Origin of the sequence: Nostoc sp. JL31, from assembly GCF_017114965.1 — a bacterium.
In the GTDB taxonomy this organism is placed as follows: domain Bacteria; phylum Cyanobacteriota; class Cyanobacteriia; order Cyanobacteriales; family Nostocaceae; genus Nostoc; species Nostoc punctiforme_A.
The window spans coordinates 48,303-73,276 of record NZ_JABXKO010000034.1 but is presented as its reverse complement, the minus strand read 5'-3'; the positions used below and the strand labels follow the sequence as shown (position 1 = coordinate 73,276).

General features: G+C 41.8%; 17 protein-coding genes. 2 read left to right on the top strand and 15 right to left on the bottom strand.

The window, feature by feature from the left end; genetic code table 11:
* Positions 1-578: 578 nt before the first annotated feature.
* The 11 genes from pabB to folK all read right to left on the bottom strand — a co-directional run bounded on the left by pabB (position 579) and on the right by folK (position 14,384).
* Positions 579-2,813, bottom strand: a complete 2,235-nt coding sequence (gene pabB, locus HWQ43_RS06615; RefSeq protein WP_292731459.1) for an aminodeoxychorismate synthase component I — start codon at positions 2,811-2,813, stop codon at positions 579-581.
* A 548-nt stretch (positions 2,814-3,361) separates the two neighbouring features.
* On the bottom strand, positions 3,362-4,822 hold the full coding sequence (locus tag HWQ43_RS06610; protein WP_292731457.1) for a hypothetical protein: 1,461 nt from the start codon (positions 4,820-4,822) through the stop codon (positions 3,362-3,364).
* 105 nt (positions 4,823-4,927) lie between these two features.
* Positions 4,928-5,326 (bottom strand): hypothetical protein, encoded by a 399-nt coding sequence (locus HWQ43_RS06605; RefSeq protein ID WP_292731455.1) that lies wholly within the window; start codon positions 5,324-5,326, stop codon positions 4,928-4,930.
* Positions 5,327-5,462: 136 nt separating this feature from the next.
* Entirely contained in the window at positions 5,463-5,849 is a 387-nt protein-coding gene (locus HWQ43_RS06600; RefSeq protein ID WP_292731453.1) for a TrkA C-terminal domain-containing protein, read from the bottom strand.
* 289 nt (positions 5,850-6,138) lie between these two features.
* Entirely contained in the window at positions 6,139-6,777 is a 639-nt protein-coding gene (gene kdpC, locus HWQ43_RS06595) for a K(+)-transporting ATPase subunit C (RefSeq protein WP_292731451.1), read from the bottom strand.
* Positions 6,777-7,046 (bottom strand): potassium-transporting ATPase subunit F, encoded by a 270-nt coding sequence (locus HWQ43_RS06590; protein WP_292731449.1) that lies wholly within the window; start codon positions 7,044-7,046, stop codon positions 6,777-6,779. Before HWQ43_RS06590 ends, kdpC begins: the two co-directional genes overlap by 1 nt.
* 6 nt (positions 7,047-7,052) lie before the next feature.
* The gene (gene kdpB, locus HWQ43_RS06585; protein ID WP_292731447.1) at positions 7,053-9,194 is read right to left on the bottom strand and encodes a potassium-transporting ATPase subunit KdpB; all 2,142 of its coding nucleotides are present in this window, start codon (positions 9,192-9,194) and stop codon (positions 7,053-7,055) included.
* Between the two features lie 508 nt (positions 9,195-9,702).
* Complete coding sequence (gene kdpA / locus HWQ43_RS06580) at positions 9,703-11,448, bottom strand: potassium-transporting ATPase subunit KdpA (protein WP_292731445.1); 1,746 nt, start codon at positions 11,446-11,448, stop codon at positions 9,703-9,705.
* A 1,052-nt stretch (positions 11,449-12,500) separates the two neighbouring features.
* Complete coding sequence (locus HWQ43_RS06575) at positions 12,501-13,247, bottom strand: ADP-ribosylglycohydrolase family protein (protein ID WP_292731443.1); 747 nt, start codon at positions 13,245-13,247, stop codon at positions 12,501-12,503.
* A gap of 7 nt (positions 13,248-13,254) precedes the next feature.
* The gene (locus HWQ43_RS06570) at positions 13,255-13,803 is read right to left on the bottom strand and encodes an NUDIX hydrolase (RefSeq protein ID WP_292731441.1); all 549 of its coding nucleotides are present in this window, start codon (positions 13,801-13,803) and stop codon (positions 13,255-13,257) included.
* A gap of 68 nt (positions 13,804-13,871) precedes the next feature.
* Positions 13,872-14,384: a 2-amino-4-hydroxy-6-hydroxymethyldihydropteridine diphosphokinase gene (folK, locus tag HWQ43_RS06565; protein WP_292731740.1), complete on the bottom strand. Its 513-nt coding sequence runs from the start codon at positions 14,382-14,384 to the stop codon at positions 13,872-13,874.
* Between the two features lie 379 nt (positions 14,385-14,763).
* Between folK and HWQ43_RS06560 the strand changes: the two genes are divergently transcribed.
* On the top strand, positions 14,764-17,016 hold the full coding sequence (locus HWQ43_RS06560; protein WP_292731738.1) for a transglycosylase domain-containing protein: 2,253 nt from the start codon (positions 14,764-14,766) through the stop codon (positions 17,014-17,016).
* A 170-nt stretch (positions 17,017-17,186) separates the two neighbouring features.
* Here HWQ43_RS06560 and HWQ43_RS06555 read toward each other — a convergent pair whose 3' ends face one another.
* Both HWQ43_RS06555 and HWQ43_RS06550 read right to left on the bottom strand, forming a co-directional pair.
* Complete coding sequence (locus tag HWQ43_RS06555; protein ID WP_292731439.1) at positions 17,187-18,563, bottom strand: MATE family efflux transporter; 1,377 nt, start codon at positions 18,561-18,563, stop codon at positions 17,187-17,189.
* Between the two features lie 200 nt (positions 18,564-18,763).
* Complete coding sequence (locus HWQ43_RS06550) at positions 18,764-20,977, bottom strand: transglycosylase SLT domain-containing protein (protein WP_292731437.1); 2,214 nt, start codon at positions 20,975-20,977, stop codon at positions 18,764-18,766.
* Positions 20,978-21,174: 197 nt separating this feature from the next.
* On the opposite strand from HWQ43_RS06550, the gene HWQ43_RS06545 reads away from it, so the two are divergent.
* Entirely contained in the window at positions 21,175-21,357 is a 183-nt protein-coding gene (locus HWQ43_RS06545; RefSeq protein ID WP_292731435.1) for a hypothetical protein, read from the top strand.
* Between the two features lie 465 nt (positions 21,358-21,822).
* On the opposite strand, the gene HWQ43_RS06540 is transcribed toward HWQ43_RS06545, so the two are convergent.
* Together HWQ43_RS06540 and HWQ43_RS06535 are read right to left on the bottom strand one after the other, a co-directional pair.
* Positions 21,823-22,881, bottom strand: coding sequence for a 3-deoxy-7-phosphoheptulonate synthase (locus HWQ43_RS06540; RefSeq protein ID WP_292731433.1), 1,059 nt, complete (start codon positions 22,879-22,881; stop codon positions 21,823-21,825).
* Positions 22,882-23,080: 199 nt separating this feature from the next.
* On the bottom strand, positions 23,081-24,739 hold the full coding sequence (locus tag HWQ43_RS06535; protein WP_292731431.1) for an alpha-amylase family glycosyl hydrolase: 1,659 nt from the start codon (positions 24,737-24,739) through the stop codon (positions 23,081-23,083).
* Positions 24,740-24,974 lie beyond the last annotated feature (235 nt).

Genomic DNA, 24,974 nt, shown 5'->3' with positions numbered 1-24,974 from the left:
GTTACCTAAGCTATATATCTAAGAAAATTTTTCCAGATCGGGAATTGTCAAGTTTTGCAGATATCTTATTGACCAAAGGTTGAGTTTATAATAAGGGAATTTCGGTCGTTTTTGTGCTATTTATGGACTTTAGCTTCTTGTTTTTAACCCTGATTTGCGTTAGTTGCTTTTTATCTTTAAATTTATTCCTGAATCAAGGAAGTGTATTTATCGTAAATTAAAGGGTTTAAGAACCTGCAATCTATATGTAGCACCCATTTCAGTCGGGGTTTAAATCCCCGTCTGAAATGTCTTTAATTTTGAATTTTGTTAGCGCAACGTTAACGAGTCCGCGTTCGCTTTTAGCGTCTCGTAGAGAGCGTCATTTTGAATTTTGAATTGTTAATATGGGGTTTTGATTATAAATTAGTAATTACAGGAGAATTCAGAATTCAGGAGTCAGAATGGGCTACGCCCCGCTGCGCTAACAGAAGCAAAACAGGCTTTATACCTGGCTTTGAGACGATTTGTGTACTTCCTTTAGTTGAAATCTGCTGTATTGATGATTAATTATTTTGGGACTTTGTTAAGCCCGTAATTTAGGCAGATAATTTTTCATAACTATCAGAAGTTGTTGCTTCTAATCCCAAAATGGGATACACATCTGGTTCAGATGTTCCGTGCATCGTCAGAAGCATAGCATCAATTAAGGCTTTGGCTTTAAGCAGCGTTTCTTGAAATTCCATCTCCGGCTCAGAAAGGGCTATAATTCCGCCACCGATACCAATGGAGGTTTGATTGGGAGTCAAAACAGCAGTCCGAATTACAATATTCAAATCGGCTGAACCATTCAAGCCTAAAAAACCGATCGCACCTGAATACACTCCCCGCGCCTCTTGTTCCAAGCGATCGATAATTTGCATGGTGCGGATTTTCGGCGCACCAGTCATCGATCCTCCGGGAAATGCAGCCCGCACGCAATCCACCGCTTGTAAATCTGAACGTAAGCGCCCGCGTACTGTTGTCACCAACTGATGTACTGTTGAGTATGTTTCCACATCCATTAATTTTGGTACGTGGATACTACCAATTTCACAGACTCGCCCCAAATCATTGCGTAACAGATCGACAATCATGAGATTTTCAGCCCGGTCTTTTTCGCTGTTGCGTAGCTTCTCACGGAGGACGAAATCGGCTTCGGGGGTTTCTCCTCGTGGTAGGGTTCCCTTTATAGGCTTAGTTTCTACCCAACCTTGGCGATCAATCCGTAGAAATCTTTCTGGAGATGAGCAGGCGATCGCAATTTCACCAAAGCGTAAAAATGCAGAATAAGGAGCCGGATTGATTTTACGTAATGTGCGATAGAACGTCAATGGATCGGGGGTTGCATCGGTGTAAAGCTGATTTGTCAGGCAAACTTGATAAGTTTCCCCTTCGTGAATTTCGTCTAAGCATTGGCAAATATCTTGGATATAATTTTGATAACTGCGACTCAAACGAAACTTAACTGGCTGACAATTTTCTTGGGGAACAAGAGAAAAAAGAGGATCTAGAGTTTCGAGTTGTTCCTGGATAGTATCAAACCAAGTTTCTACCTGTTCTGTTTGTCCTTTTTTGATTAATTGCAGCAAATAAAGACACTGTTCTTGATGATCGATCGCAATCATGCGATCGGTAAGTAAGAAAATTGCATCAGGTAATGGTGAAGAATGCACCAATGACGAGCCACATTCCGCCTTGAGTTCATAGCCAAAATAGCCAACAAATCCGCAGTTAAAATCAAAAGGTAACTCATCAGATTGACAAAATCGGCAGTCTATTTCCCGCTTCAAATACTCAAAAATACTTTCGGTGCGATGAATCACGGTATCTGACTGTGTGATGATGAGTTCTTGGTTTTGGGTATGATATCGCACCAATAGACTGTTTACCCCACTGCCATCACCCATAAACGAGAAGCGAGATAGACCAAGTTCTACACGGCTGCTATCTAGCCAAAAAACATTTGCTGCATCCCCAAACAGCTGTACAAATATTTGTTCTGTATTTGGGCAGATATCTAACTTACGTGTATACAATTCAAACTTCTCTTCCAGTTCTTCTCTACGAGACGCTGCGCGAAGGCGGGGTTGATCTATAACAGGAGTAACAGATCCAAATCCAATCCAATATTGCTTTTGTGGACTTCTTGACTCTGCCAAGAGGCTTTCAAGCCCCGCCCCTTCTGCCTCCTGCCTCCTTGACGATTTCTCTGTAAATTGCAGCGTCATATCTCGAAAATTTGTTAGTAATTTTTGCCCATATTCTGTACAGATAGACTCTGGATGAAACTGCACGCCCCAAAAAGGTAGATGGCGATGACGCAATGCCATTACTAGCCCTTCTTCAGTCCAAGCAATTTTTTCTAGGCACTCAGGTAGTTCTTCAGAAACTAACAACGAATGATAGCGCACTACAGAAAACTGATTAGGAATACCTTGAAATAATTCCGAATTATTATGATAAATTTTACTGAGTCTACCGTGTCGAACTTCCGGTGCATGAATCACTCTTGCACCATGTAGATAGCCAAGTCCTTGATGCCCCAGACAAACTCCCAGCAAGGGCAGATCCACATTATCAATTATCTGTCGGCAGACTCCAAAATCTTCTGATCTTTCTGGACGACCGGGGCCAGGTGAAATCACAATGTTGTCAAATGCAATTTCTTGTAATTCATCCCAGTTAAGGCGATCGTTATAAATTACCAGAGGTAGTTTACCATTTACCTCAGCAATCATCTGGTAAAGATTAAAAGTATAAGAGTCATAATTATCAATAATTAATGTTTGCATACATACTTAATTAACGACTTTATAGAACATTTTTGCAATTAGAATAGCACCTAGATAATTTATCTGCTACTTTAAATTTTTCGGTTCTATCTTTGTTAATAAGTTATGTTGTCATCCACTTTGCAGTTATTGATTTTGGTTAAGCTTGTCTTTACTACCTATAAAGTATCCTAGCATAAGGTATTTCCAACAAATAAATTATCTAATCTTGTCGGGTGGGCAGTATTTGACTCAGCGCTCACGCCGAAGTCCTGCCCACCCTGAATATGAGATGAGTAAGGACACCCATATCACAAGAAAATTTGGGATATTTTTTTATTTGCAAATCCCCAAGTATTGAAAGAATATGTCTAAGTACAGCTTTGCCTAAGTTCGTAGCAAATGGACTCAAACAAACTTTGCGCTCCTCTGCGCCATACTCTGTGTCCCTCTGCGTTAAAACTTAAACCCTGAATTGGTAACGAATTTACGAAACTGTGTACTAAGAGAATTTCCCTGGATGAAGAATCATAAAATCTTACAGATTGCTTATTTGCCAAAGGTCATATTTATACAATAATTTCGCTCGATTTTGTGCCATTTCTAGACTTTACTTTCTTGTTTTTTACCCTAATTTGTGGTAAATCTTTTTTGTCTTTGTAAAAGTAACAGATTTCTACTAGAGTTGGCCATATTTCTAGAGAACCGTGAAATTGGCTAATAACATCATCGATAATTCTGGAAACATTTTGCTGAAAAAAGTCCGGTTCAAATCCATAAAAGACTCTCGATAAGTTCTCAGCAAATAATTGAAGTGACTGCTTGCGTTCGTCATTCTGAGTAGATATTGATGCTTTGACTACCTGCCTGTGGATAGCAGAGATTTTTTCCAGGATTTCCTCAGAATCTTGTAAAGTGACTTCGCCAGAGTAATCAAACTTGATTCCCAAATCGTCAAGATGATAAACACTACTTTTAATCTTCTTTTTCAGCAAGCTACATATTTCTTCATTAAATAGTTCGCTAGCTAAAGGATTACGCATATAGTTATTTCTAATATGGTTTTGGACAGCATCAACGTGTGCAGCTGCAATCCCTTCTTGCTGTATCCAAATCCTGTAGATATAATCTTCAAACCTGAGTCGAGTGGGAAAAAATGGTGGTAAACCTAGCTGATTATCATATCCAGCGACTCCACAATCCATTCTCCAGTTTTTATTAGTAATAACGGGTCGAAAATTGGTAAGAATATAAAAATCATTTAAGTCATTTGGACTAATTTGGTTTTCATCATTGAGATACATGTGAATAAAATCAAGTGTATCGATATCATTAGTTCCTGTGCGAAAAGTTTGGGCAATCTTAACGATCGCATTATTCAATACTCTCCCCTGTTGTAATAAAAGGCTGTTCTCTCGAAAGTAACCTTTAGTTGTATTGGTTTCTAAATCCATTGCTGTATCAAGAACCAATTCTCCAGCCTCGAAGTTTTCTGGTACATGGCTGGCTTTTTGACCTAGAACATCACCAAAAGCCGTGAGTAAGTCAAAAGATTTATGGACGTAGCCACCTTGTTGGCTAGACTTGATTAATTTTCCTCGACATATTTCATCACCTGATAAAGATTCTGGGCTAGTTTCAATTAAGGCATCTGGGCGCATATCGTCATCTGCGCTAACCATTAAATGTCCAAGGGTATACATCAGCGTGAAGTTGCGATTTCCTCCATAACTAGGTCGGAATAAGTTTTTGACTAGTGATTCTAGCTTGCGATCGCGCAGTCTTTCGTTTAAAAATGTAATAAATTGCTCTTTCTGTTGTGGCCCAACATAAAACACGTCATTGACTGTCTTAGTCTGCTCTAAAAGTGGATAATATTTCTCGTGGTTGGCAATGCTGGAATCGTCAAAAATGATAATTTTTAAAGCATGACCATTTGCCCAGAAATTCTCATCATATTTTTCGATGGTCTGTGCCACATCTCTCAGTCGATGAGTCGGAATAACAAATACTGTTTCTTTGGTTTTCATAAAATTTGTTCAGGTTTTTCAAACGAAGTTTTAAGGCTTTAAACTCAATTCAAACCTTATCGGTTTAATAATCACTGCATCGCTGTGGCTACAGTTATTTTAGGATTACTTAGGTTTGTAGTCAGAGCAGTTTAGTGCTTGTTTAGTTAGAGCAGTGGTAGGATGTACTGCACACTTTAGAAAATAATTATTGTTAAAAAATTGGCATTTTTTACAGGTATGTTGCTCTGAATGTTTGATGCTTACTATTTCATCTTTATCTTGTGCCGCATTTTCTGGTGGATCTTCTAATGCCTTGCAGACAGATGAAACGATAAAAACAACAATTGCCCAAACAATCATGAAGGAAATGTGAGCCAAAAACACTGCTATAAAAGGAATGTCTCCGTCCTGGGGTTTGGTATCACTATGTGTTGCCTTAGCCAGGTTAGCTTCAATCAGGGTGGACTGATGAACATTTTTTTGAGCAGATACATAAAGTCGGAAAAGCTCCGAAGTATGCATATTAAAAACCTTTAGTTAGTCGAAATCAGGTTCAGTAAAGTTAAGGAGGCAGGAGGCAGGAGGCAAAAACATATTTTATTCCTGCTGCCGCAAGCTCGAACTGTCCTCTACATTTCTATGGTAAATTTTCATCTGTCTAATAATATGTGGAATTGAAAGTACTTAATAGGTCTGAGTAATCTGAATTAACAGATTGGCTGTCTGTTGGTCTAGCTTCCAATAAGCAACTGTTCAGGGAATAGTAAACTGAATGGATTTTTTTAAGAGTAACTTTGAGAGCGGGAACCATCATGGGATGGGTTGCTATTGCTAAAATGTAATCTCCGCTGAAAATAGTAGGATTATCTGTTGCTGAAATGACTTTAGCTTCTCTTAAAATTCCCAAGAAAGAACATTTTTCGGGTAACTGAATTTCAGCTAAATGGATGCCGCAGTAAATACTATTTGTTTGGATTAAAACCCCAAATAGGCTTGGTTCTAAAGCTTTTTCGTTTCTCAAGACAAAATGTTTTTTAACTCTCATAGTATTGTGCAATACTTTTCAGGAAAAATATGCTTTTTTTAGGATATATTTTGAAGATATATAAAATGTATTAATTATATAAAATATATGTTTATTAATTAGCTAGACAGTTATATATTTAGAGATATAGATGTGATATATCTTTACTAAAAACAAGATTCTCGACCTATTAAATAAGCCGAGAATCTAAGCCTTGAGATTTTAAGTAATCATTAACGATTACTATAGATAACTATTCCGAATATGAGACGTAGCAATAATCAAGAAGACTCACTTTTTTTCCAAGCCTTTACCCCTTAATCTTATCCAGAGCTAAATTCAGCTTTAACACATTAACTCCAGGCTCGCCAAAGATGCCAAGAAAGCGACCATCGGTGTTTTGAGAAATTAAAGTTTCGAGTTGGTTTGGTTGAACTCCCCGCGCCTTGGCGACTCGTGCAACTTGCGCGATCGCAGCTTCGGGAGTAATGTGAGGGTCAAGGCTAGAACCGGAGGTGTAGATTAAATCGCCAGTCGGCTGCACACCTGCTTTTTTCAGACGATTGAAGTCACCTTCAACTTTTTTGCTGGGGTTTGGGTCATCTTTACCTTTAATGCGTTCCATTAATGCAGGATTACTGGGAGCTAAGTTGCTAGCACCAGAAACTCCGGTTTGCAAAACTCCCGCATCATCTTTTTTAGGATCGGCTGTGCTGTAGCTGGTGGTACTGGGACGGCTGTTAAAATAGCGATCGCTACTAAAAGGTTGACCAATCAAAGCAGAACCGACAACTTGACCTGTGCTATTTTTCAGGAGACTACCGTTTGCTTGAAATGGAAACACAATCTGCCCAATGGCAATCATCGCAAAAGGATAAATAATCGCTCCAATAACCCAGAGTACTAAGGTAGACCGAACAGCTCTACCGGCTTCACGTGCAAAACTCATTAGAATTTCTCCGGTACAAACATTACAAAAAATAAATAGATGGAAAGCCCTAGTGTCACCAGTCCTAACAACCCCAATCCCCAAGATTGACTGCGGGAAAGTTGTTCGCCAGTAGCGGCATAGACTAGAGGTGCAACCACTAGGTTGAAACACATCGCCAAGAACAAATACAGTGGCAGCTTTTGTCTACGCCATTGACACCAGATTTCAGTTATTTCTTCTAATACTTGGGATGCAAGAATAGTGCGTCGGATCTGAATAGGTTTCATAGTAAATTAAGACAAAGGTAGGATAATATCTATCAGTTTGATGGCAATGAACGGAGCAACGATACCGCCAAGACCAAAGATGAAGATGTTGCGACGTAGCAGTTGATCTGCTGTTAAAGGTAAAAACTTCACCCCTTTAAGTGCCAGCGGAATTAGTGCCGGAATAATCAAGGCGTTGTAAATTAGCGCTGAGACGATCGCAGATTGGGCACTCTTTAATCCCATAATATTCAGTGCGCCGATTCCAGCAGCAGCAAAAATAGTCGGAATGATCGCAAAATACTTGGCAATATCGTTAGCGATGGAGAATGTTGTCAAGGCTCCACGAGTAATTAGCAACTGTTTACCGATGGTTACTAAGTCAATTAGCTTCGTGGGATCTGAGTCTAAGTCCACCATGTTAGCAGCTTCTTTGGCAGCTTGCGTCCCCGAATTCATCGCCACACCCACATTTGCTTGAGCCAAAGCAGGCGCATCGTTCGTACCATCCCCGGTCATTGCCACCAGTTTACCCTGAGATTGTTCCGAGCGAATCACCTCAATTTTGTCTTCTGGAGTCGCTTCGGCAATGAAATCATCCACCCCAGCTTCTTGGGCAATCACCGAAGCGGTAATTCGATTGTCACCTGTGAGCATGATGGTGCGAACACCCATGCGCCGGAGTTGGTCAAATCGTTCCCGCAGACCAGGTTTGACAATATCTTTCAAGTAGATGACACCATAAATTTTCTCATCTTGGCAAACAGCCAAGGGTGTACCGCCTAACCGGGAAACTCGCTCATAAGCTGCATCTATATCATCAGGAACATTACCGCCACGAGAACGGACAAATCCCTTAATGGCATCTACTGCACCTTTGCGAATTTGTTTACCATCGGGTAGATTCGTGCCACTCATCCGGGTTTTCGCAGAAAATTCTACACCTTCGGCTTTATCAATGTTAAAATCTACCCCAGCCTGGGACTTTTCTGCCAATATCACAATCGATTTGCCTTCTGGCGTTTCGTCAAATAAGCTAGCAGCTAGGGAGACTCGCGCCACATCTATTATTGAGTGGTTATCCAGGGGAATAAACTCGTCAGCCATCCGATTTCCCAAGGTGATTGTGCCTGTCTTATCCAGCACCAAGGTGTTGATGTCACCGCAAGCTTCTACTGCTCGACCAGAGGTAGCAATGACGTTAAATTGGGCAACTCTATCCATGCCAGCGATGCCGATCGCACTGAGTAAACCACCGATAGTTGTGGGAATTAAAGCTACCAGTAGCGAGATGAGAATAGCAACGCTAGCACCCGCCCGCAAACTGTTTCCTGCCTCAACTCCAAAGGCTGTGCTGATAAAGCTGGCGATGTAACCGACAAATGGGGGCATTGTCGCCACCACAATTAAGAACACCTGCGTTAACACAGCCAACAATACCGTCAAAGCAATCTCATTGGGAGTCTTGCTGCGTTCTGCTCCTTCTACTAGGGCAATCATGCGATCGATAAAGCCTTGTCCAGGGTCAGCACTAATGCGAATTGTCAACTCATCGGAAAGTAGGCGTGTACCGCCTGTCACTGAACTGGCTATATCTGTACCTGGTTGCTTCAGTACCGGGGCAGATTCCCCAGTGATTGCCGACTCATCCACTGAACCAATGCCTTTAATTACATCCCCATCGGCGGGAATCATATTATTAGCACTGACTTTTACCAAATCGCCCCGTCGCAGTTCCGTAGAATTGACTTGTTGTATCGAACCATCGGGGAGGATTTTATTAGCGATCGTATCCGATCGCGTCGATCGCAGTGAATCAGCTTGTGCTTTACCGCGTCCTTCAGCTACGGCTTCGGCAAAATTGGCAAAAACGAGGGTGAAAAAAAGAATAAAGGTAATTAACCCATTTAAGACGCGTTGTTGGTTAACATCTGCTTGGATTGTGCCAAACAAATTTGGGTTAAGGGTAACAAGCAAGGTGACAATTGTCCCTACCCAAACAACAAACATCACTGGGTTTCTGACAGTAATTCGCGGATCGAGCTTAATAAATGACTCACGAATTGCTCTCTGGTAAAGTCCCCCCATATCTGTCTTGGGGGTGTGTTTGCGCGAGTCACGAGTTCCAGATGGAATACGGGAGGAGGGAGAATCAGTAGTAATTGGCATACATTAAATTTTGAGCATGAGTCATTGAGGTCGATGAACGGAGTGACGAAATCGATAAACGGAGTGACGAGATCGATAAACGGAGTGACGAAATCGATAAACGGAGTGCCGGGATCGATAAACGGAGTGACGAAATCGATAAACGGAGTTCCGAGGTCGATGAATGAAGTTCTGAGATCAAGGAATGGAGTTCTGAGGTCAATGAATGGAGTTCTGAGGTCGATGAATGGAGTTCCGAAGTGATGAATCAGTCTCTAATTCCCCCTGTCCCTTGTCCCCTTGTCCATTGGTGTCAACTTAACGTGAAACCCTTGTCCAAACGGGCTTCCCATCACGATCTGTATTACCCCACCCTAACCCTCCCCTTATAAAGGGGAGGGAACTGGATTTTCTTGTTTCCCCCCTTTATAAGGGGGGATTAAGGGGGGTAAAACGCCTGTAGAATAAGCGTTTGAGCTTAAGTTAACACCAATGCCCCTTGTCCCCTTGTCTCCTCATCCCCATCCCCTTAGCCGATACCTTTGGCAATAAAGAAAGCTTCACCGATGGGCCCCAATGCTAAGACTGGGAAAAATGTAAGTGCGCCCAGAATTAAAATCACGCCTGCGGTAACGCCTGTAAATAGTCCGGTATCGGTTCGCAATGTACCAGTGGTGTAAGGAACCGCTTGTTTACGAGACATACTATCTGCTAAAAACAGCAAACCGATGATGGGAACATAACGCCCTGCAATTAAACTGAAACAGGTACTCAAGTTCCACCACAGAGCGGTTAAAGTTGGTGCTGTACCTGTAGCGATCGCAAATGGTGAAGGTTGTGAATCTCCCAAACCTTCAAAGCCAGAACCATTGTTAGCAGCAGCGGAGGCATATTCATAGATGACTTGAGCAAAGCCGTGAAAACCGGGATTACTAATTCCTGCTAGTTGATCGGGAAACGCCAAGGCGATACCTGCGGGAATCATAATTGCGATCGGGTGAACTAGCAAAATCAGGAAACTAGCAAGGACAACCTCGCGCTTCTCAATTTTGCGTCCGAGAAATTCGGGTGTGCGTCCCACCATCAACCCTGTGGCGAACACAGCCAAAATCAGGTAAGCAAATAGATAAGCGGTTCCTGTACCCTGTCCACCCCAAATAATTTGCAGGAACATATTGGAAAGGGTAATAAAACCGCCGTTGGGCATGAAGGAGTCGTGTAAACTGTTGACTGCACCGCACATAGTACCAGTTGTACTCGTTGCAAATAATGCAGATTGTGCCCAACCAAACCGGACTTCTTTTCCCTCCAAGTTTGGTTGCTGACTACCCAGCAGTGCATTCACAGCCGGATTGCCGTTGTATTCACCAATGGCAGTGACGATGATAAATACTAAATAGAGAACGCCTACCATACCGTAGACTAACCAAGCTTGTTTGGTGTTATTCGCAAACAACCCGTAAGTGTAAATTAGGGAAGTAGGAATCGAAAGCATGGCGACAATCTGAATCAAGTTAGAAAATCCGTTGGGATTTTCAAAGGGGTGTGCGGAGTTGATGGCGAAAAAACCGCCGCCATTTTCCCCTAATTGCTTGATAATTTCAAAATGGGCAACAGGGCCACGAGCGATCGCTTGACTAATATTCGGATTTTCCAAGGTAGGGAATACAACTGCACCCGCCAGTGTTTCGGGAACGCCAGCTGCCATTAAGGCAATGCCACCCACAATACAAATAGGCAGCAAAATTCGGGTAATCGAGCGAATTAAATCTACATAAAAGTTGCCTAACGATCTCCCCGTCAATCCGCGAATAAAGGCAATTCCCACCGCTAAACCAGTGGCAGCAGAGGTAAACATGTGATAGCCAAGTCCCCACATTTGGCTGCCATAGCTCATGTAGGTTTCACCAGAATAGTGCTGCTGGTTGGTGTTAGTAATAAAAGAAATAGTCGTATGCAGCACTGTATCCCAAGTAGGGGCATCTATCTTGGTTGGGTTTAATGGCAGCCATCCTTGATTCATAATAATCAAGAAAATCAGCAACCCCATTGCTACATTGCTGTATAGGATTGCCCGGCCATACTGCCAGCCAGTCATATTTTCTTTAGTTTTAACGCCAACCAAAGAATAAAGCACTCGCTCAAGGGGATTCAAAATTGGGTCGAGAAAAGTACTTTGTTCTAGGTAGACACGCGCCATATAGCGCCCAAAAACAGGAGTAATTGCTACTACAATTAGTAGCGTTAATATAATTTGAATCCATCCTTCTAGCATGAGTTAATCAAACTCCAACCTAAGTAAATTTGAGATAAATATCAGATATTTTCTTGCTATGAACCAGAAATATTTATGAACTATATCGGCATACTTATTAACTAACCAACCTATAGTTATGAGCTTTCTCAATCATGGAGCTTTTTTTGAAAGAACACAAGGTATAAATTGATATTTAAACTAGGCTATATAAGAAATATATGTTTCTATCTATAAGAGTGTTTATCTCGATATATATCTGCAAATATAGAAGGACGGCTAAATACTAAACAAATAGCTATTTGACACTAAAACTAGCTGAGTCTTTGAAGATTACAGTAATTTTCAGCTTTCTTGACTACGTAGGGAATGAGTAATACCATTTCTTTGTGAGGCTGCGCCAAATTTTCTTTCTTCTTTGTGTCCAACTCTTACGAGACGCTGCGCGTAGCTTGCTTATCCGTAGGAGTATGCGCCCTTTGCGGTTCGTTCCTCATATAGTTTGGCGCATCTTCATACAGAATTGGTATAAGAACTTTAAAAAGGTGGTTGTCAACTGCAACGATACAAACAAAACCACGATTTACGCGCAATTCACTAAAAAGCTTAATTTATCAAATCACTTTCTCTACGAAATGCTATGCGTTGCTTCTTTAAATATTTTAAAAAACACCAAATTAACCTAAATATGGATATTTGGTAATATTACATTTCAATAATTGTATCCAATATTTTGTAGCATTTTCTTGAGTTATTTCTATATCGCGCAAATTACGACCTTTGCCGATATTTAACATATAATATGTTAGTTGTATATCTGTAAATAAATAACTTAAACCCAAAGGTTTTAAATGTTGAAAAAAGAGGTGATATATAACTTTAAACACTAAAATCTAGCCTTTTGAGCATCTGAACTCAACTCGCTCCAAAATTAGAAAACTAAGATTACTAGTGCTACTCTGATGTATTAGATTTAGCCAATCTTTTTACCCACCAAACTCATTAACTGCTTATCCAGTTCGATGAGGTAATCTCTACCGGAAGCTCCATTCTCTAACGCTGTGACAAGATGATTAGGAATGTCTTGAGTAATATTCCTCGCTACAAGAACCAGCAGCCAAAGCGATTGTGGCTACTGTATCTACATCCCCAGTAAAAGCGATACAATCTTGTAAAAGTTCGCTCATGCTGTCATTTCGCATCACCGCAGTAATCGCTGCTCTGACACTCATCCAGCCTTTAGACTTGACTTTACCTTCCCACGGTTTATTCCACTCTCCAGATACATAACCTTCCAGAAACCGTCCTAATTTGCGTTTTGCTCCCAGTCGATAGATAAAATAATGCGACATTAAGGCAGCCGCAACGGCAGCATTGATCCCATCGGTTGTATTGTGGGTAATTGCCGCTTGAATTGTTGCTGCCTCAATCACTTTTTCTGGTGTGGGATAGATGCCAATGGGTGCTGCACGCATTGCTCCCCCGCTTTTGTCACTATCAGGGTTAATTTTCTTTAAAAACTCTTCCCCATCCTGAATTTCTCTGAGAAAATGGTAGAAGTTTCGAGAATAACCTTCTCTCTCATCACGTTTGAAGGCTGTAACAAAGCTATCGACTAAAACTTCTGCCGTCCACGGTGCTTGAGCGACAATCACTTCCGCAATGGCAATACTCATTTGGGTGTCGTCGGTGTAGCTGCCAGGATTGAGTCGAAAACGCGGATGTTGAACGTATCGACTCAAATCGTTATTAACGATCATTTTGTCTGCATATTCAAAGCCTGCACCGTAGGCATCTGCGATCGCTAACTCTAGCAGCATAAGGGTATTAAACTAAAAACGGACGCGCCAGAAAAAAGCTAGAAACTGATTTTGCATCTACCGGCTCTCCCTCCAGAATAGCTTTTTCTAATTCTTCAGGAGTCATAAACACAGTTTCGATATCCTCGTCTCCATCTTGTGGTGGTGGTGTCTCCAGCTTTTCTAAATCTCGCGCCAGAAAAGCATAGATAATTTCATCAGAATAGCCAGGAGCTAGGAAAAATTCGCCTAATTTATCCCATTTATGGGCACTATAGCCAGTTTCTTCGGCAATTTCACGCTGTATTGTTTCTAAAGGCTGTTCATTTCCTTCCAATGTCCCCGCCGGAAATTCTAATATCCGTCCCTGAATCGCAAAACGGTACTGGCGCACCAGTATAAGTTTACCTTCCGCTGTCACTGGCACAGCTAGAGCACCGCCAGGGTGACGAATACATTCCCATTCTCCTTCCGATTTATTCGGTAAACGCAAGCGATTAACTTCAAAATCAAACTTGCGTCCTTTATGAAACAGGCGTTGTCTCAGCAGTTGTGGTAATTCTCTACCTAATGGCATAGTAAAATCTGATTATCTGTGAATACAGAGGAAAAATCAGTGTTCTTCTGGTTTTAAGGATGGTGTTTTTAATTGTCCATCCATAAATGTACATCAGAACAGTCTACCTCTTTCAGCAGCTCTTTAATAACACACCCGGAAACTGGTTCTATCCAATCTGGGGCAATTTCTGCCAGTGGGACTAATACAAAGGCCCGATCCCGCATTCGTGGATGGGGAATCTGGAGATTTGGTGTATCCAAAGTAATGTCATCATATAATAACAAATCCAAATCTAGAATTCGTGGCCCCCAGCGTTCCTGACGCACACGCCCAAATTGTTGTTCAATTCCTAACAAAATTTCTAATAACTGCTGGGGGAGTATTTCTACCTGCAAGGTGACGCAGCCATTGAGGTAATCTGGCTGTGGTGGCCCGACAGCTTTGGTTTGATACCAATGGGATCTGGCTTCTAAAACAATACCTGGCGTTTGGGCTAAAGTCTCTATAGCTGCTTCTAAAATTGTCTGGGAATCGCCGATATTACTACCAAGAGCAACGGCGCTTCGTCTTAATGCTTCGTCGTAGCCCGGTGTAGGCATCATACTTTCCTAAAATAAGCCGTTTTAGGGCTGTCTTTGCGGATGCTTGTCAATAGCTTTTATATTCCCAGTATTTATCGAAATTAAAGCTTTTTTACAAAACTAAATTAACCAAATTTAAAAAACATTATTTTATGGTGAATTCAGTTAATTATTTATAGGATATTATACTAACACAATGGTAGTGCTATAACCCCAAAGTTGATTGATAGTGGTTATATAATTGCTGCTTACTACTTTGAGCGAGGAACTGACGTGGGGAAGCTTACCTCCTGGTTCAAGCGAAGACCAACTATATTTGAGTGACTCTGGACAAGGAGGAACGAATGAGAGCTTACCACCAACACATCTGGCGCAGACGAGGCAGTTACTGAGCAAAATGAAAATTTTACCATCTAAGATGAGGGCCAATCGGGCAACTGGCACTAAACCACTCTATCGCCGCTTCTGGTTTTGGGCAGGTTTAGGTGTTAGTGGTGGGATAGCTGCCTCGATCTACGGCATCAGTTTAATAGATCGGACTTTGCCAGATCAGTCCGAGCTGAATGCTGTGTTTCGAGAGCAAACACTGACTATTAAAGCTGCTGATGGCAGCATATTACAACAACAAGGCGAAGCAACCAGAGAACAGCTAAAGCTGGAACAAATACCAGATAATTTAAAAAAAGCTTTCATTGCCTCAGAAGATAGAAGATTTAGGCAACACAACGGAGTTGATCCGCAAGGGATTGTCAGAGCGGGTTTGAATAATTTGCGATCGCAAGGTGTGGTAGAAGGTGGTAGCACCATCACTCAACAGCTAACGCGGATTCTATTTTTAAAACAAGAGCAGACAATCTGGCGCAAACTCAAGGAAGTCCGCCTAGCCCAAAAAATGGAGCAAGAATTAACCAAGGATCAGATTCTAGAGCGTTACCTGAATCTGGTTTATTTGGGATCTGGAGCTTATGGTGTGGCAGATGCCGCCTGGGTATACTTTAGTAAGTCGCCAGATCAACTTTCTCTCGCCCAAATGGCAACGATTGCGGGATTAGCTCCTGCTCCGAGCTTATACGCCCCAGACAAAAATCCCGAAGCGGCAAAACGGCGGCGGGACTTAGTATTGCTACGGATGCAGGAAGATAAAGTAATTACACCAGAGCAAAGGCAAGCAGCCGTTCAGGAGCCATTAACCCTCAAAAGCAGTTCACCCAAACGAGTCCAAGTAGAATCACCCTACTTTACCAGCTATATCCAAAAAGAATTGCCCAAGTATGTTTCTGCTAATGTGCTAAAAAGTGGGGGTTTACTAGTAGAAACCACCCTCAACCCAAGTTGGCAGAAAGTGGCAGAAGAGGCAGTTGCAAAAACATTGCGAAATCAAGGACGCTGGGAAAACTTTAAGCAAGCGGCAATGGTGGCCATAGACCCCCGCAACGGTGAAATTAAGGCAATGGTTGGGGGAAAAGACTTTGGTAAAAACCAGTTTAATCGAGTTACCCAAGCACAACGGCAGCCAGGATCGACATTTAAAGGGTTTGTATATGCCACTGCGATCGCTACCGGCAAGAGCCCCTACGATAGCTACGAGGATGCGCCCTTTGTCGTAGACGGCTATGAACCGAAAAACTATAGTGAAAACTTCCGGGGTTCAATGAACATCCGAGATGCCCTCACTCGCTCTGTTAATATTGTTGCGGTCAAGGTGTTGATTGATGTGGGATTTACACCAACCATTAAACTTGCTCATGAGATGGGGATAAAATCTGAACTCAAGCCCACCTACTCTTTGGCTCTGGGTTCAAATGAAGTCAATCTGTTAGAGTTAACCAGCGCTTATGGCAGTTTTGCGACTCAGGGATTGCACGCAGAACCTCATGGTATTACCCGCATCCTCAACCGCCAAGGCAAAGTCATCTGGTCAGCTAATTTCAAGTCAAAACGTGCCCTTGATGCTGACAGTGCCGCCATCATGACTTGGATGCTACGCAACGTCGTCGAAGCGGGAACTGGCGGTGCTGCCCAATTAGATAATAGACAAGTTGCAGGCAAAACCGGCACCTCCGACGAAGCCCGCGATTTATGGTTTATTGGCTACATTCCTCAAATGGTGACAGGGGTATGGCTAGGTAACGATGATAACCGCCCCACTTATGGCAGTAGTAGTAGTGCCGCTTACACTTGGCACGAATTTATGGAAAAAGCTGTAGAGGGGATGCCTGTAGAAAAGTTTCCCAAACGACCCAAGTTAGACGGTCGCAAAGGCACTATCAAAGCCCAGTCTATCAAGCCCAAACAAATGCTGAATCGTTCTATTGCCTCTAATGATGATGACTCAGAAGGGGAAAGCGCGAGAAATTCTGATGAGAGTGGTTCATCTCGCAGACGTAGAAGCAGAAGAAGCTATTCTCAAGAAGAACAGCAATCGAGCGATTATACCCCAAAACGCAGAAGGCGCGATCGCAGCGAATCAAGTTCTAGTAACTCCTCCTCAGAATCATCTACTCCACGGCGACGTTCTAGAAGAGTAGAATCTGATTCACCCCCGCCGAGAAGAACTCGGCGAGAGTCGTCTCCTGCAAATAGTTCAGGTTCTTCAGGTTCTTCATCGTCACCACCATCTTGGCGGGATAGACTTAGACCTCCTCAATAGTAATGAGAAAGTAATGAGAAGTGGGCATTTTTGATACAATGCGCGGCCACTGTTTGAGGTACTCATTTCTCAGCATTTGAGTTACCTATCTCACTTACTTCTATGCTTTATTTTCCGAGAGTTGTGTAATAAACTATACTTCTCCTCCCTTGTCTCTCTACATTTTTTAGTCAAACAGACTCAATCTCAGAAGTCAAAAGATAAAAACGCCCAGTTAAAAGCATTGCACCCATAAGTAGCCCTAGTACTAAACCCAACCATAAACCTATAGCACCCCAGCCGCAAGTGAATGCCATCAGAGAGCCACCACCTAGACCTACTACCCAGTAAGCGAACATAGTAATTAACACTGGCACTTTGGTGTCTTTCAACCCGATTAAAGCACCAGCAGCAATAGTCTGAATAGAATAAAATATTTGAACTATTGCCCCCGCAGCGAGGAAAGAAGTTGCCGTTTTAACTATCTCGATATTATCTAGATTACTGGTGTCCAAATACATTGCCACAATATAGTTGGGAAACAGCCAAAAAATTAGTGCCACAATACTCACAAAAGGAGTAACAAGCGCAATGCAGACTAATCCCGCTCTGCTTGCACCCTTGAGATCATTTTGTCCCCTCAACTGTCCTACTCTCATCGTGACGGCATAGGAAATACCTATAGACACTGTTTCGACAAAACTTTCTGTCTCGACGGTAATTTCATGGGCTGCTAACGTCTCTGTTCCAAACCACCCCATCATTAAAGCAGTGGCAGTGAATACTCCAATTTCTGCCCCATACTGCAAGCCCAAAAACCACCCAGTTTGGAAGATATCTATAAACATATCTTTATCAAACTGATGCAAAGCACAATCAAGCTGATAGTCTTTAAAGTACTTATCAAAGCAAATCCAACTGGCAGCAGCGAGAAAATTTAGCCAAAAAATGAGTGTGCTTCCCCAACCGATACCAGCTAAACCAAGGGCTGGTAAACCAAATTTGCCGAACATTAACACATAATTAGCAATCCCATTTAATAATAGTCCAGCTACCGTAATTACTGTTAAGAATTGGGGGCGATTTAGGGCAGAGCTAACTTCTTTTAAGATACAAAAACCGAGTACAGCCGGAAAACCCCAAACAATAGACCGCAAATATGTTTGAGCTAATAACACATTGCTTTCTTCTTGACCAGTCAGCAGCAGGATATAGTCAAAGTGCCAAATGATAAACATCACAGGTAAGCACATCGTCACGGCTAACCAAATTCCTTGACCGGTAGCACGGCTCACTTGGTCTATCTTTCCTGCACCAAAAGCATTGGCGACGCTGACACCCGCAGCTGAAAGAACAGAACGACAAACGGAAGCTAGGGTAGAAAAGGTAACAGCACCTAAAGCACCCGCAGCTAAAGCTTGGCTGTTAAGTAAACCCATCATCACCCCATCCAGTAAAGGAATGCCCGCTTCTAATATTTGAGTAATTACCAAGGGAACTGCTAATTGCAGGCAGGCTTGGGCTTCTAATATCAGTTCTGATTTAAATTCTTTTGAAGTTAACTCCATTGGGGCGCTAAATAAGCAATACTAAATACATTAAGATATATTAACGCCTACACATGAAATAAACTCAACCTATTAGCGATCGCCTCTGCAAAAAGTGTGTTTCCTAACCCCATTTCCAGCACAATTTCCAGTAGGGGCGCAATGCCTTGCGCCCCTAGCGCGTGGTCTATTTACCTGAAAATAGCTGTAACTTTTTAACTTTATCGCGCCAGTAGCTGTGGGTGTTGAACAGAATATTTTGTCACTATGCCAGAAATCTCAGGGTTGTAAAGCCTTAGATAATTCCAGTAGTTGCCAAATACTTGCCGCACATAGTTTTTAGTTTCATCAAAGGGAATTTGTTCAACAAACTCATCTGGATCTTTTGTAGTTAGAGTTTGCAACCATTTGGAGACATTGCCGGGGCCAGCATTGTAACTAGCGATCGCCAGCAAAGAGTTATTGTTATATTGATCATGGGTATGACCCAAATACCATGTACCCAGCATGATGTTATCGTTGGGATTTTCTAAGTTTATTGTTTTGAAATCCACCTTGATTTGTGGGGCGATCCATTTAGCTGTACTCGGCAACACCTGCATTAAACCAGTAGCTTCAGCGACAGACTTGATTTTTGGTTCAAACCGTGACTCTTGACGCATCAAAGCAGTTACTAGCAGAGGATTAAGTTTACGGTCAATAGACCACTTTTCAATCTCTCGCTGATAAGGAAATGGATAACGCGCTTGCCAGTAGGTAATTTGTTTACTCAGAATCTGATATTGGGCAAGTTCGGCTGGTATTTCCCGGTCTTCTAATTTAGAAATTTCATCAATTCCGATGAGATTTTCTCCTTTAGCCTGCCGCATCAACCCTTCAGTAAATTGCTCTGCTACCGTTGGCTGAATTTTGTTCTGAAATTCTGTTTGCCATTGTAACCAGGCATCGCGGTCTTGACCTAGCAGATACAATTCTTTGAAAGTTTCAGAACCAGCAGGCGGTACTGGACGCTGGGGTGCGATTACTTCTGGGTTCATAACGCGCACGTTGTCAAAGTTGCCAACATTTAGCCCCAACATGGTCGCGGCTCGCCATGCATAGTAAGAGTAGGGAAACTGACTAATCACATACTCATAAGCAGTTTTAGATTCTTGCTGTTTCCCCAGTGCAGCCGCCCATTTACCTACCCAAAAGCCCGCTCTTGGAGCCAAAATACTATTGGGATTATTAGTGACGATTGGTTCTGCCCATTGCCAAGCACCGACGTAATCTTTGGCTTCGGCTTTATCTTGGGCAATTTTCCAACGGTATTCTGCTGCTTCGTCAGAGTTACCGTATTTACTTATGAGTAATTGCCACGCTGCGCTAGCTGACTTTTGATCCTTGAGAGTTTGGATTTTGGCTTTTTGTGCCAGTGCAGTACCAGCTTGTTTGGGAAATTTACTAATTACCTGGTCAAGATAGGGTAAACCGTCTTTAGGTGTTTTTGCGGTTTCTGCTAACCGCAGTAGTGCCGTACCAGCTTCCTCACTATTGGGAAATTGCTGCACTAATTGTTTATAGGTGGCGTAGGCGTAGCCCGCCGCAGGCATCGCTTTTTCTTTATCTTTGCCTCCCACCTGTAACCCCCGTGCAGTACGGTAGAGGTTGCGCGATGTTTTGGGTGCTTTGGCGTAAGCATTAGCCGCTTTGGGAAATTGACTATTTTCCCAATAGCTTGTACCAATGAGTTCCCAGTCTTCAGGTTTGAGGTTGGGCTGTTTTACTAGCTGATCCAAAACGCCCACTATACCTGGTTGATCGTAGGCATACTTAGCCAAAATCAATTGTAATTGTGGCTGATTGGGATTTTCTTGCAAGCGTTTGCGGATAATTTCCCAAGTTAGAGGATTAGAAGGAAATTGAGCGATCGCAGTTTCTTGTTGCTTTGGTTGAGCAATCAGATATAGCGCTTTCACACTGGCCGCTTCTTTGGGATACTGTTTCAGCACCCTTTGCCTGAGATCCGAGGCTTTGCCGTCCTCGCCCAGCATATCCTCTGCCTGAGCTTGTTTGAGCAAAATGTAGGGCGCGAGGATGGGATAGTCTTTCTCTAGTCCTTGGAGTAAAACTAGAGCTTTTTGCCCTTGAGTTCTTTCAATATAATCACTCGCCAAAAGATAACGAGCGCGATTTCGATCGGGCGATCGCGATTCTTGAGCGATCGCTGCTAGTTTTGCCGCCCGTTCTGGTAGAGATTGTGATATCAGTGGAAAGACGGCTGATTGAGCAATGCTACCCTCTGATGTTTGCTCTGTTTGATTTTGACTCAGTTTGAGCCATTTCCCCAGAGACTTGCCAATCTGAGGTGCTGATACCATTGCCCCAGCTAAAAAGGCAAACAGTGCCGCACCCGCAATTATCGAAATTTGCTTTTTCTGTAGTTTCTTCAGCATGAATACCCGCTGAAAAGTTTCGGTGAATTTCTTGAAACTCTAACACTCCTAACCATCAGTGTTACCAATTTTTAATTTTAGATTTTTAATTTTATGTAGAAAAATACTAATTTTCAATCCTACAGTTGGTAGTATTGAGTAACTAGCACATCTTAGATCCTATTACATCTATCTTGGGTATATCTTAAAGGTTAAAGATGGCAGGAGGTAGCTCTTCTGTTGGGGATTCGACTGCTACTGATTTGGGGCCACTGAACTCTCATACCCTGCAAGAAGCTGACGCTGCAAATCTAAAACTTTTCTCTCGACAGATAAAATTTATTGCCACCACTTGGGCGTTTTTCCAGGTCATTAGTTTTGTAGTGGCGTGGCAAGCTTAAAATGATGTATGAAATGTAGGTTGGGTTTCGCGTTGCTCAATCCAACCTACAAATTTTTTTGCAACATTTTAGCTGCGTCACGCCAGTAGTGGCTTGGCAAGCCTAAAGTTGTACATTAGGAAAAAGCAGAAAACATTAGATTTATCTCCATTTTCTGACTGTAGCCGAAACAGTGAGAGGAATGAAAACGGGGTTTTTAGTATACTTTCAGACTTGACAAACATCCTCTAAATCCCCCATTCATTAGGGAGCATCCACTTTTGGAAGAAACACTGGGCGATTGGAAATCGCGGCTATACAGACTAAACCCGCCTGCTTTGGGTTTTATAGAGTCCGCGCAGGCGGACGAAAGTTTGTTATAGCCCCATACTTCACTTCTCTTCGCGTAGCGTGCGCCGGCGATCTGCCAAAACGGGATGCTCCCATTCATTACATTCTGAATTCTGACTTCTGACTTCTGACTACTCATTTAAGTTTTTCGTGAGCAGCCAAAATAATTTTTTCAGTTTCTTCCCAGCTAATACATTTGTCAGTTACAGAAACACCATATTTTAATTCTTCTTGTTTACCTGTAATTGGTTGACTACCCTCATACAAATGCGATTCCAGCATCATGCCAACAATTGATGTATTACCATCAACTATTTGCTGAATAATATTTTCTAAGACAGCACCTTGTAATTTGTAATCTTTATTAGTATTGCCGTGGCTACAATCGATCACAATTCTCGGTGGTAAATTTGCCTGTTTTAATTTCTCTTCTACCAGTTTGACATTTGCTGGATCAAAGTTGGGTTGACTACCACCCCTTAAAATTACGTGACCGTACCCATTACCTTTAGTTTGAAAGACGCTGACCTGTCCGTTTTGATTAATTCCTAGAAAATTATGCGGGTTTCCAGCTGATTGGAGGGCATTCAAAGCTACTTGAATATTGCCGTCAGTACCGTTTTTAAAACCCACAGGCATCGAAAGTCCACTTGCCATTTCGCGGTGAGTTTGTGATTCAGTTGTGCGTGCGCCAATGGCAGACCATGTAATCAGTTCACTGATGTATTGAGGGATGATTGGGTCTAGTGCTTCTGTGCCAGCAGGTAATCCCGACTCTGTAATTTTTAATAGTAGCTCCCGTGCAATTAATAAACCTTTCTCTACATGGAAAGAATCATCCATATCTGGATCGTTAATTAAACCTTTCCAGCCTACGGTTGTTCTTGGTTTTTCAAAATATACTCGCATAATTAATAGCAAGTTATCCTTGACTCGCTCGGACAATATTTTCAATCTCTCAGAATATTCGAGCGCTGCTTTTGGGTCGTGGATTGAGCATGGGCCAACTACTATAAATTTCCTGCGATCCTGAAAATCGAGGATATCTTCTATTTCCTGTCTATATGCTAAAACTCTTTGTTCGGCTAATTGTGTTAAAGGTAATTTTGACTTTACTTCATTGGGAGTTAATAAAATGCGATCGTTCTCAATGTTAGCGTTGTCGATATTACTATTAAATAATTTGTTGTGCATGGGGATGCTCTGGCAATTTTATATACGCACTTCAACTCAGAAGTGTAACACAAACCCATGAAATTTTAAAATAGCTTATTTTTTACTTGACAAATTTCTAATTAAGCTATGAGTGAACTAAGATAATAACTGAAAAGGGGAAAAGATATTTCCCCTTTTCTTTGCTATTAGACTACTGATTCAGTGGTAGTGTATATAATCACTGCCATACAAACACTTTCGCTTCGTATGGCCCCAAGTCTGTGATGATCCCATCATCACCAGATTCGACATCATAATTGCCTGTCCACTCGTGCCATGTACCAGCGCTAGGAAAGTTAGGAACATGATAGCCAGCTAGAAAATCTCCTGAGAAATTTGCAATTACAACTACACGAGAACCTTCATCATTCCAACGAGTATAAGCTAATACTTTTGCCTCTGCATTTTCGTGGATAAAATCAATATTTTCCGTGTAGAGAGCATGATTACTTTTACGCAGGTTGGTTAAGCCTTTGTATGAATCAAATAAACTACGATTTAAATCATTACTTAACAGCGTCCAATCAATTTTGGATGATTCAGGTTGTTTGGGTTTATACTCGCCAAATTCTTCTCCCATCCAAATCAAAGGCACACCAACAGCAGTCATTAGGATGGCTACTCCTAATTTAACCCGCCTAAAGGCTTCTTCGTCAAAAATCTCACGGTTCCCCAGTTCAACCATGACATGATTATGGTCGTGGTTAGTGAGGTAATTTACCACATTGGTGGCACCCAAAAAGCCTTGGCGCTTGCAGTCAATGACATCTTTGAGACGCTCTAAATCAAATGTATCACCGCAAATGTGTTCTAGAATGCAGTGATAAAAACTGTCATGCCAGCAAGCATCCATTGGCCCATCGACATTGGTAATGCTGGGAGTTTCAGGAATATGTTCGGCAACGTTGTAAAAAGGCTTCATGCTAGCAGTTTTTTTAGCTTCCTGAACAATCCAGTGCATGAAGTCGTAGTTAGCAATTTGCCGCGCCGCATCATAGCGAATACCATCAAGATGATATTCTGATATCCAAAAACGGATTGCCTCACCAGTAAATTTCCAGGCTGGCTTAATATCTAATTTTTCATCATAATGTTCGTAATTAAACTCAGGCCCCCAATTATTATCAGGGTCACGAGGTTCGTGATGATACCAATAATCGTGGTCAATTTGTGTTAAGGGAGCAGATGCTTCTGAGTGGTTATAAATACCGTCAAGAATTACACGAATACCTTTGCCGTGACACTCATCAATCAATTTTTTTAATTCAGCCGTAGAACCATAACTTGATTCTGTTGCAAAAAAGTGGCGCGGATTATAGCCCCAACTATAATCACCAGGATATTCTTTAAGTGGCATCAACTCAATAGCATTGACTCCCAGTTCACACAAATAATCTAACTTTTCAATGACGTGTTTGTATTTACCTCGTGCATAAGGATCGTCCTCGCCACCAGAAAAGTCACCAACGTGCAATTCATAAATTACTAATTCGTGGTCAGCAGGTAAAGGTTTATCATCATGTTGCCAAACATAAGTATCAGTAATCCTCTTCCCATCTTTGATTCGGATAACGCCATCATCTTTTCCACTTTGTTCATCTATGTCAGTTGCATAAGGGTCTGTAACATCAACCCATTGTTCTGGTTCAAAAAACCATGAATTTGATTGAACGCGGAATTTATATTTATAAACGCCATCTTCTAATTCAACACTTGTGCGAAAATAACCATCATCACCTCTTTTCATTGGAATTTCTTGCCAATCAGAAAAAGAACCAATTAATGCGGCTCCTTTGTTGTAAGGTGCAAATAAATTAAATTCAATTGGCTTTGCCATAGAACGTGTTTGTAATATCAAGGGTTGATAGAAATATTCTCTGATGCTCAATTGAATTTGCAAATAGCTCTAGAGAAATAATTAAATAGCGAGTGCTTCTATCTTCAGGAATAATTTATAATTATTTTATAAAACTTAATTGTATTTTTTTATTTTTGACTGTTTCTAGTATTTAGTTATTCACTAAGATACGGATTTGCTACATTGTAAACATGGTAGATAAAACTAATACTTT

Excerpts from the sequence above, each read along its gene's own strand:
- pabB (WP_292731459.1), bottom strand. The coding sequence starts at position 2,813 with ATGCAAACATTAATTATTGATAATTATGACTCTTATACTTTTAATCTT.
- HWQ43_RS06610 (WP_292731457.1), bottom strand. The coding sequence starts at position 4,822 with ATGAAAACCAAAGAAACAGTATTTGTTATTCCGACTCATCGACTGAGA.
- HWQ43_RS06605 (WP_292731455.1), bottom strand. The coding sequence starts at position 5,326 with ATGCATACTTCGGAGCTTTTCCGACTTTATGTATCTGCTCAAAAAAAT.
- HWQ43_RS06600 (WP_292731453.1), bottom strand. The coding sequence starts at position 5,849 with ATGAGAGTTAAAAAACATTTTGTCTTGAGAAACGAAAAAGCTTTAGAA.
- kdpC (WP_292731451.1), bottom strand. The coding sequence starts at position 6,777 with ATGAGTTTTGCACGTGAAGCCGGTAGAGCTGTTCGGTCTACCTTAGTA.
- HWQ43_RS06590 (WP_292731449.1), bottom strand. The coding sequence starts at position 7,046 with ATGAAACCTATTCAGATCCGACGCACTATTCTTGCATCCCAAGTATTA.
- kdpB (WP_292731447.1), bottom strand. The coding sequence starts at position 9,194 with ATGCCAATTACTACTGATTCTCCCTCCTCCCGTATTCCATCTGGAACT.
- kdpA (WP_292731445.1), bottom strand. The coding sequence starts at position 11,448 with ATGCTAGAAGGATGGATTCAAATTATATTAACGCTACTAATTGTAGTA.
- HWQ43_RS06575 (WP_292731443.1), bottom strand. The coding sequence starts at position 13,247 with ATGCTGCTAGAGTTAGCGATCGCAGATGCCTACGGTGCAGGCTTTGAA.
- HWQ43_RS06570 (WP_292731441.1), bottom strand. The coding sequence starts at position 13,803 with ATGCCATTAGGTAGAGAATTACCACAACTGCTGAGACAACGCCTGTTT.
- folK (WP_292731740.1), bottom strand. The coding sequence starts at position 14,384 with ATGCCTACACCGGGCTACGACGAAGCATTAAGACGAAGCGCCGTTGCT.
- HWQ43_RS06560 (WP_292731738.1), top strand. The coding sequence starts at position 14,764 with ATGAAAATTTTACCATCTAAGATGAGGGCCAATCGGGCAACTGGCACT.
- HWQ43_RS06555 (WP_292731439.1), bottom strand. The coding sequence starts at position 18,563 with ATGGAGTTAACTTCAAAAGAATTTAAATCAGAACTGATATTAGAAGCC.
- HWQ43_RS06550 (WP_292731437.1), bottom strand. The coding sequence starts at position 20,977 with ATGCTGAAGAAACTACAGAAAAAGCAAATTTCGATAATTGCGGGTGCG.
- HWQ43_RS06545 (WP_292731435.1), top strand. The coding sequence starts at position 21,175 with ATGGCAGGAGGTAGCTCTTCTGTTGGGGATTCGACTGCTACTGATTTG.
- HWQ43_RS06540 (WP_292731433.1), bottom strand. The coding sequence starts at position 22,881 with ATGCACAACAAATTATTTAATAGTAATATCGACAACGCTAACATTGAG.
- HWQ43_RS06535 (WP_292731431.1), bottom strand. The coding sequence starts at position 24,739 with ATGGCAAAGCCAATTGAATTTAATTTATTTGCACCTTACAACAAAGGA.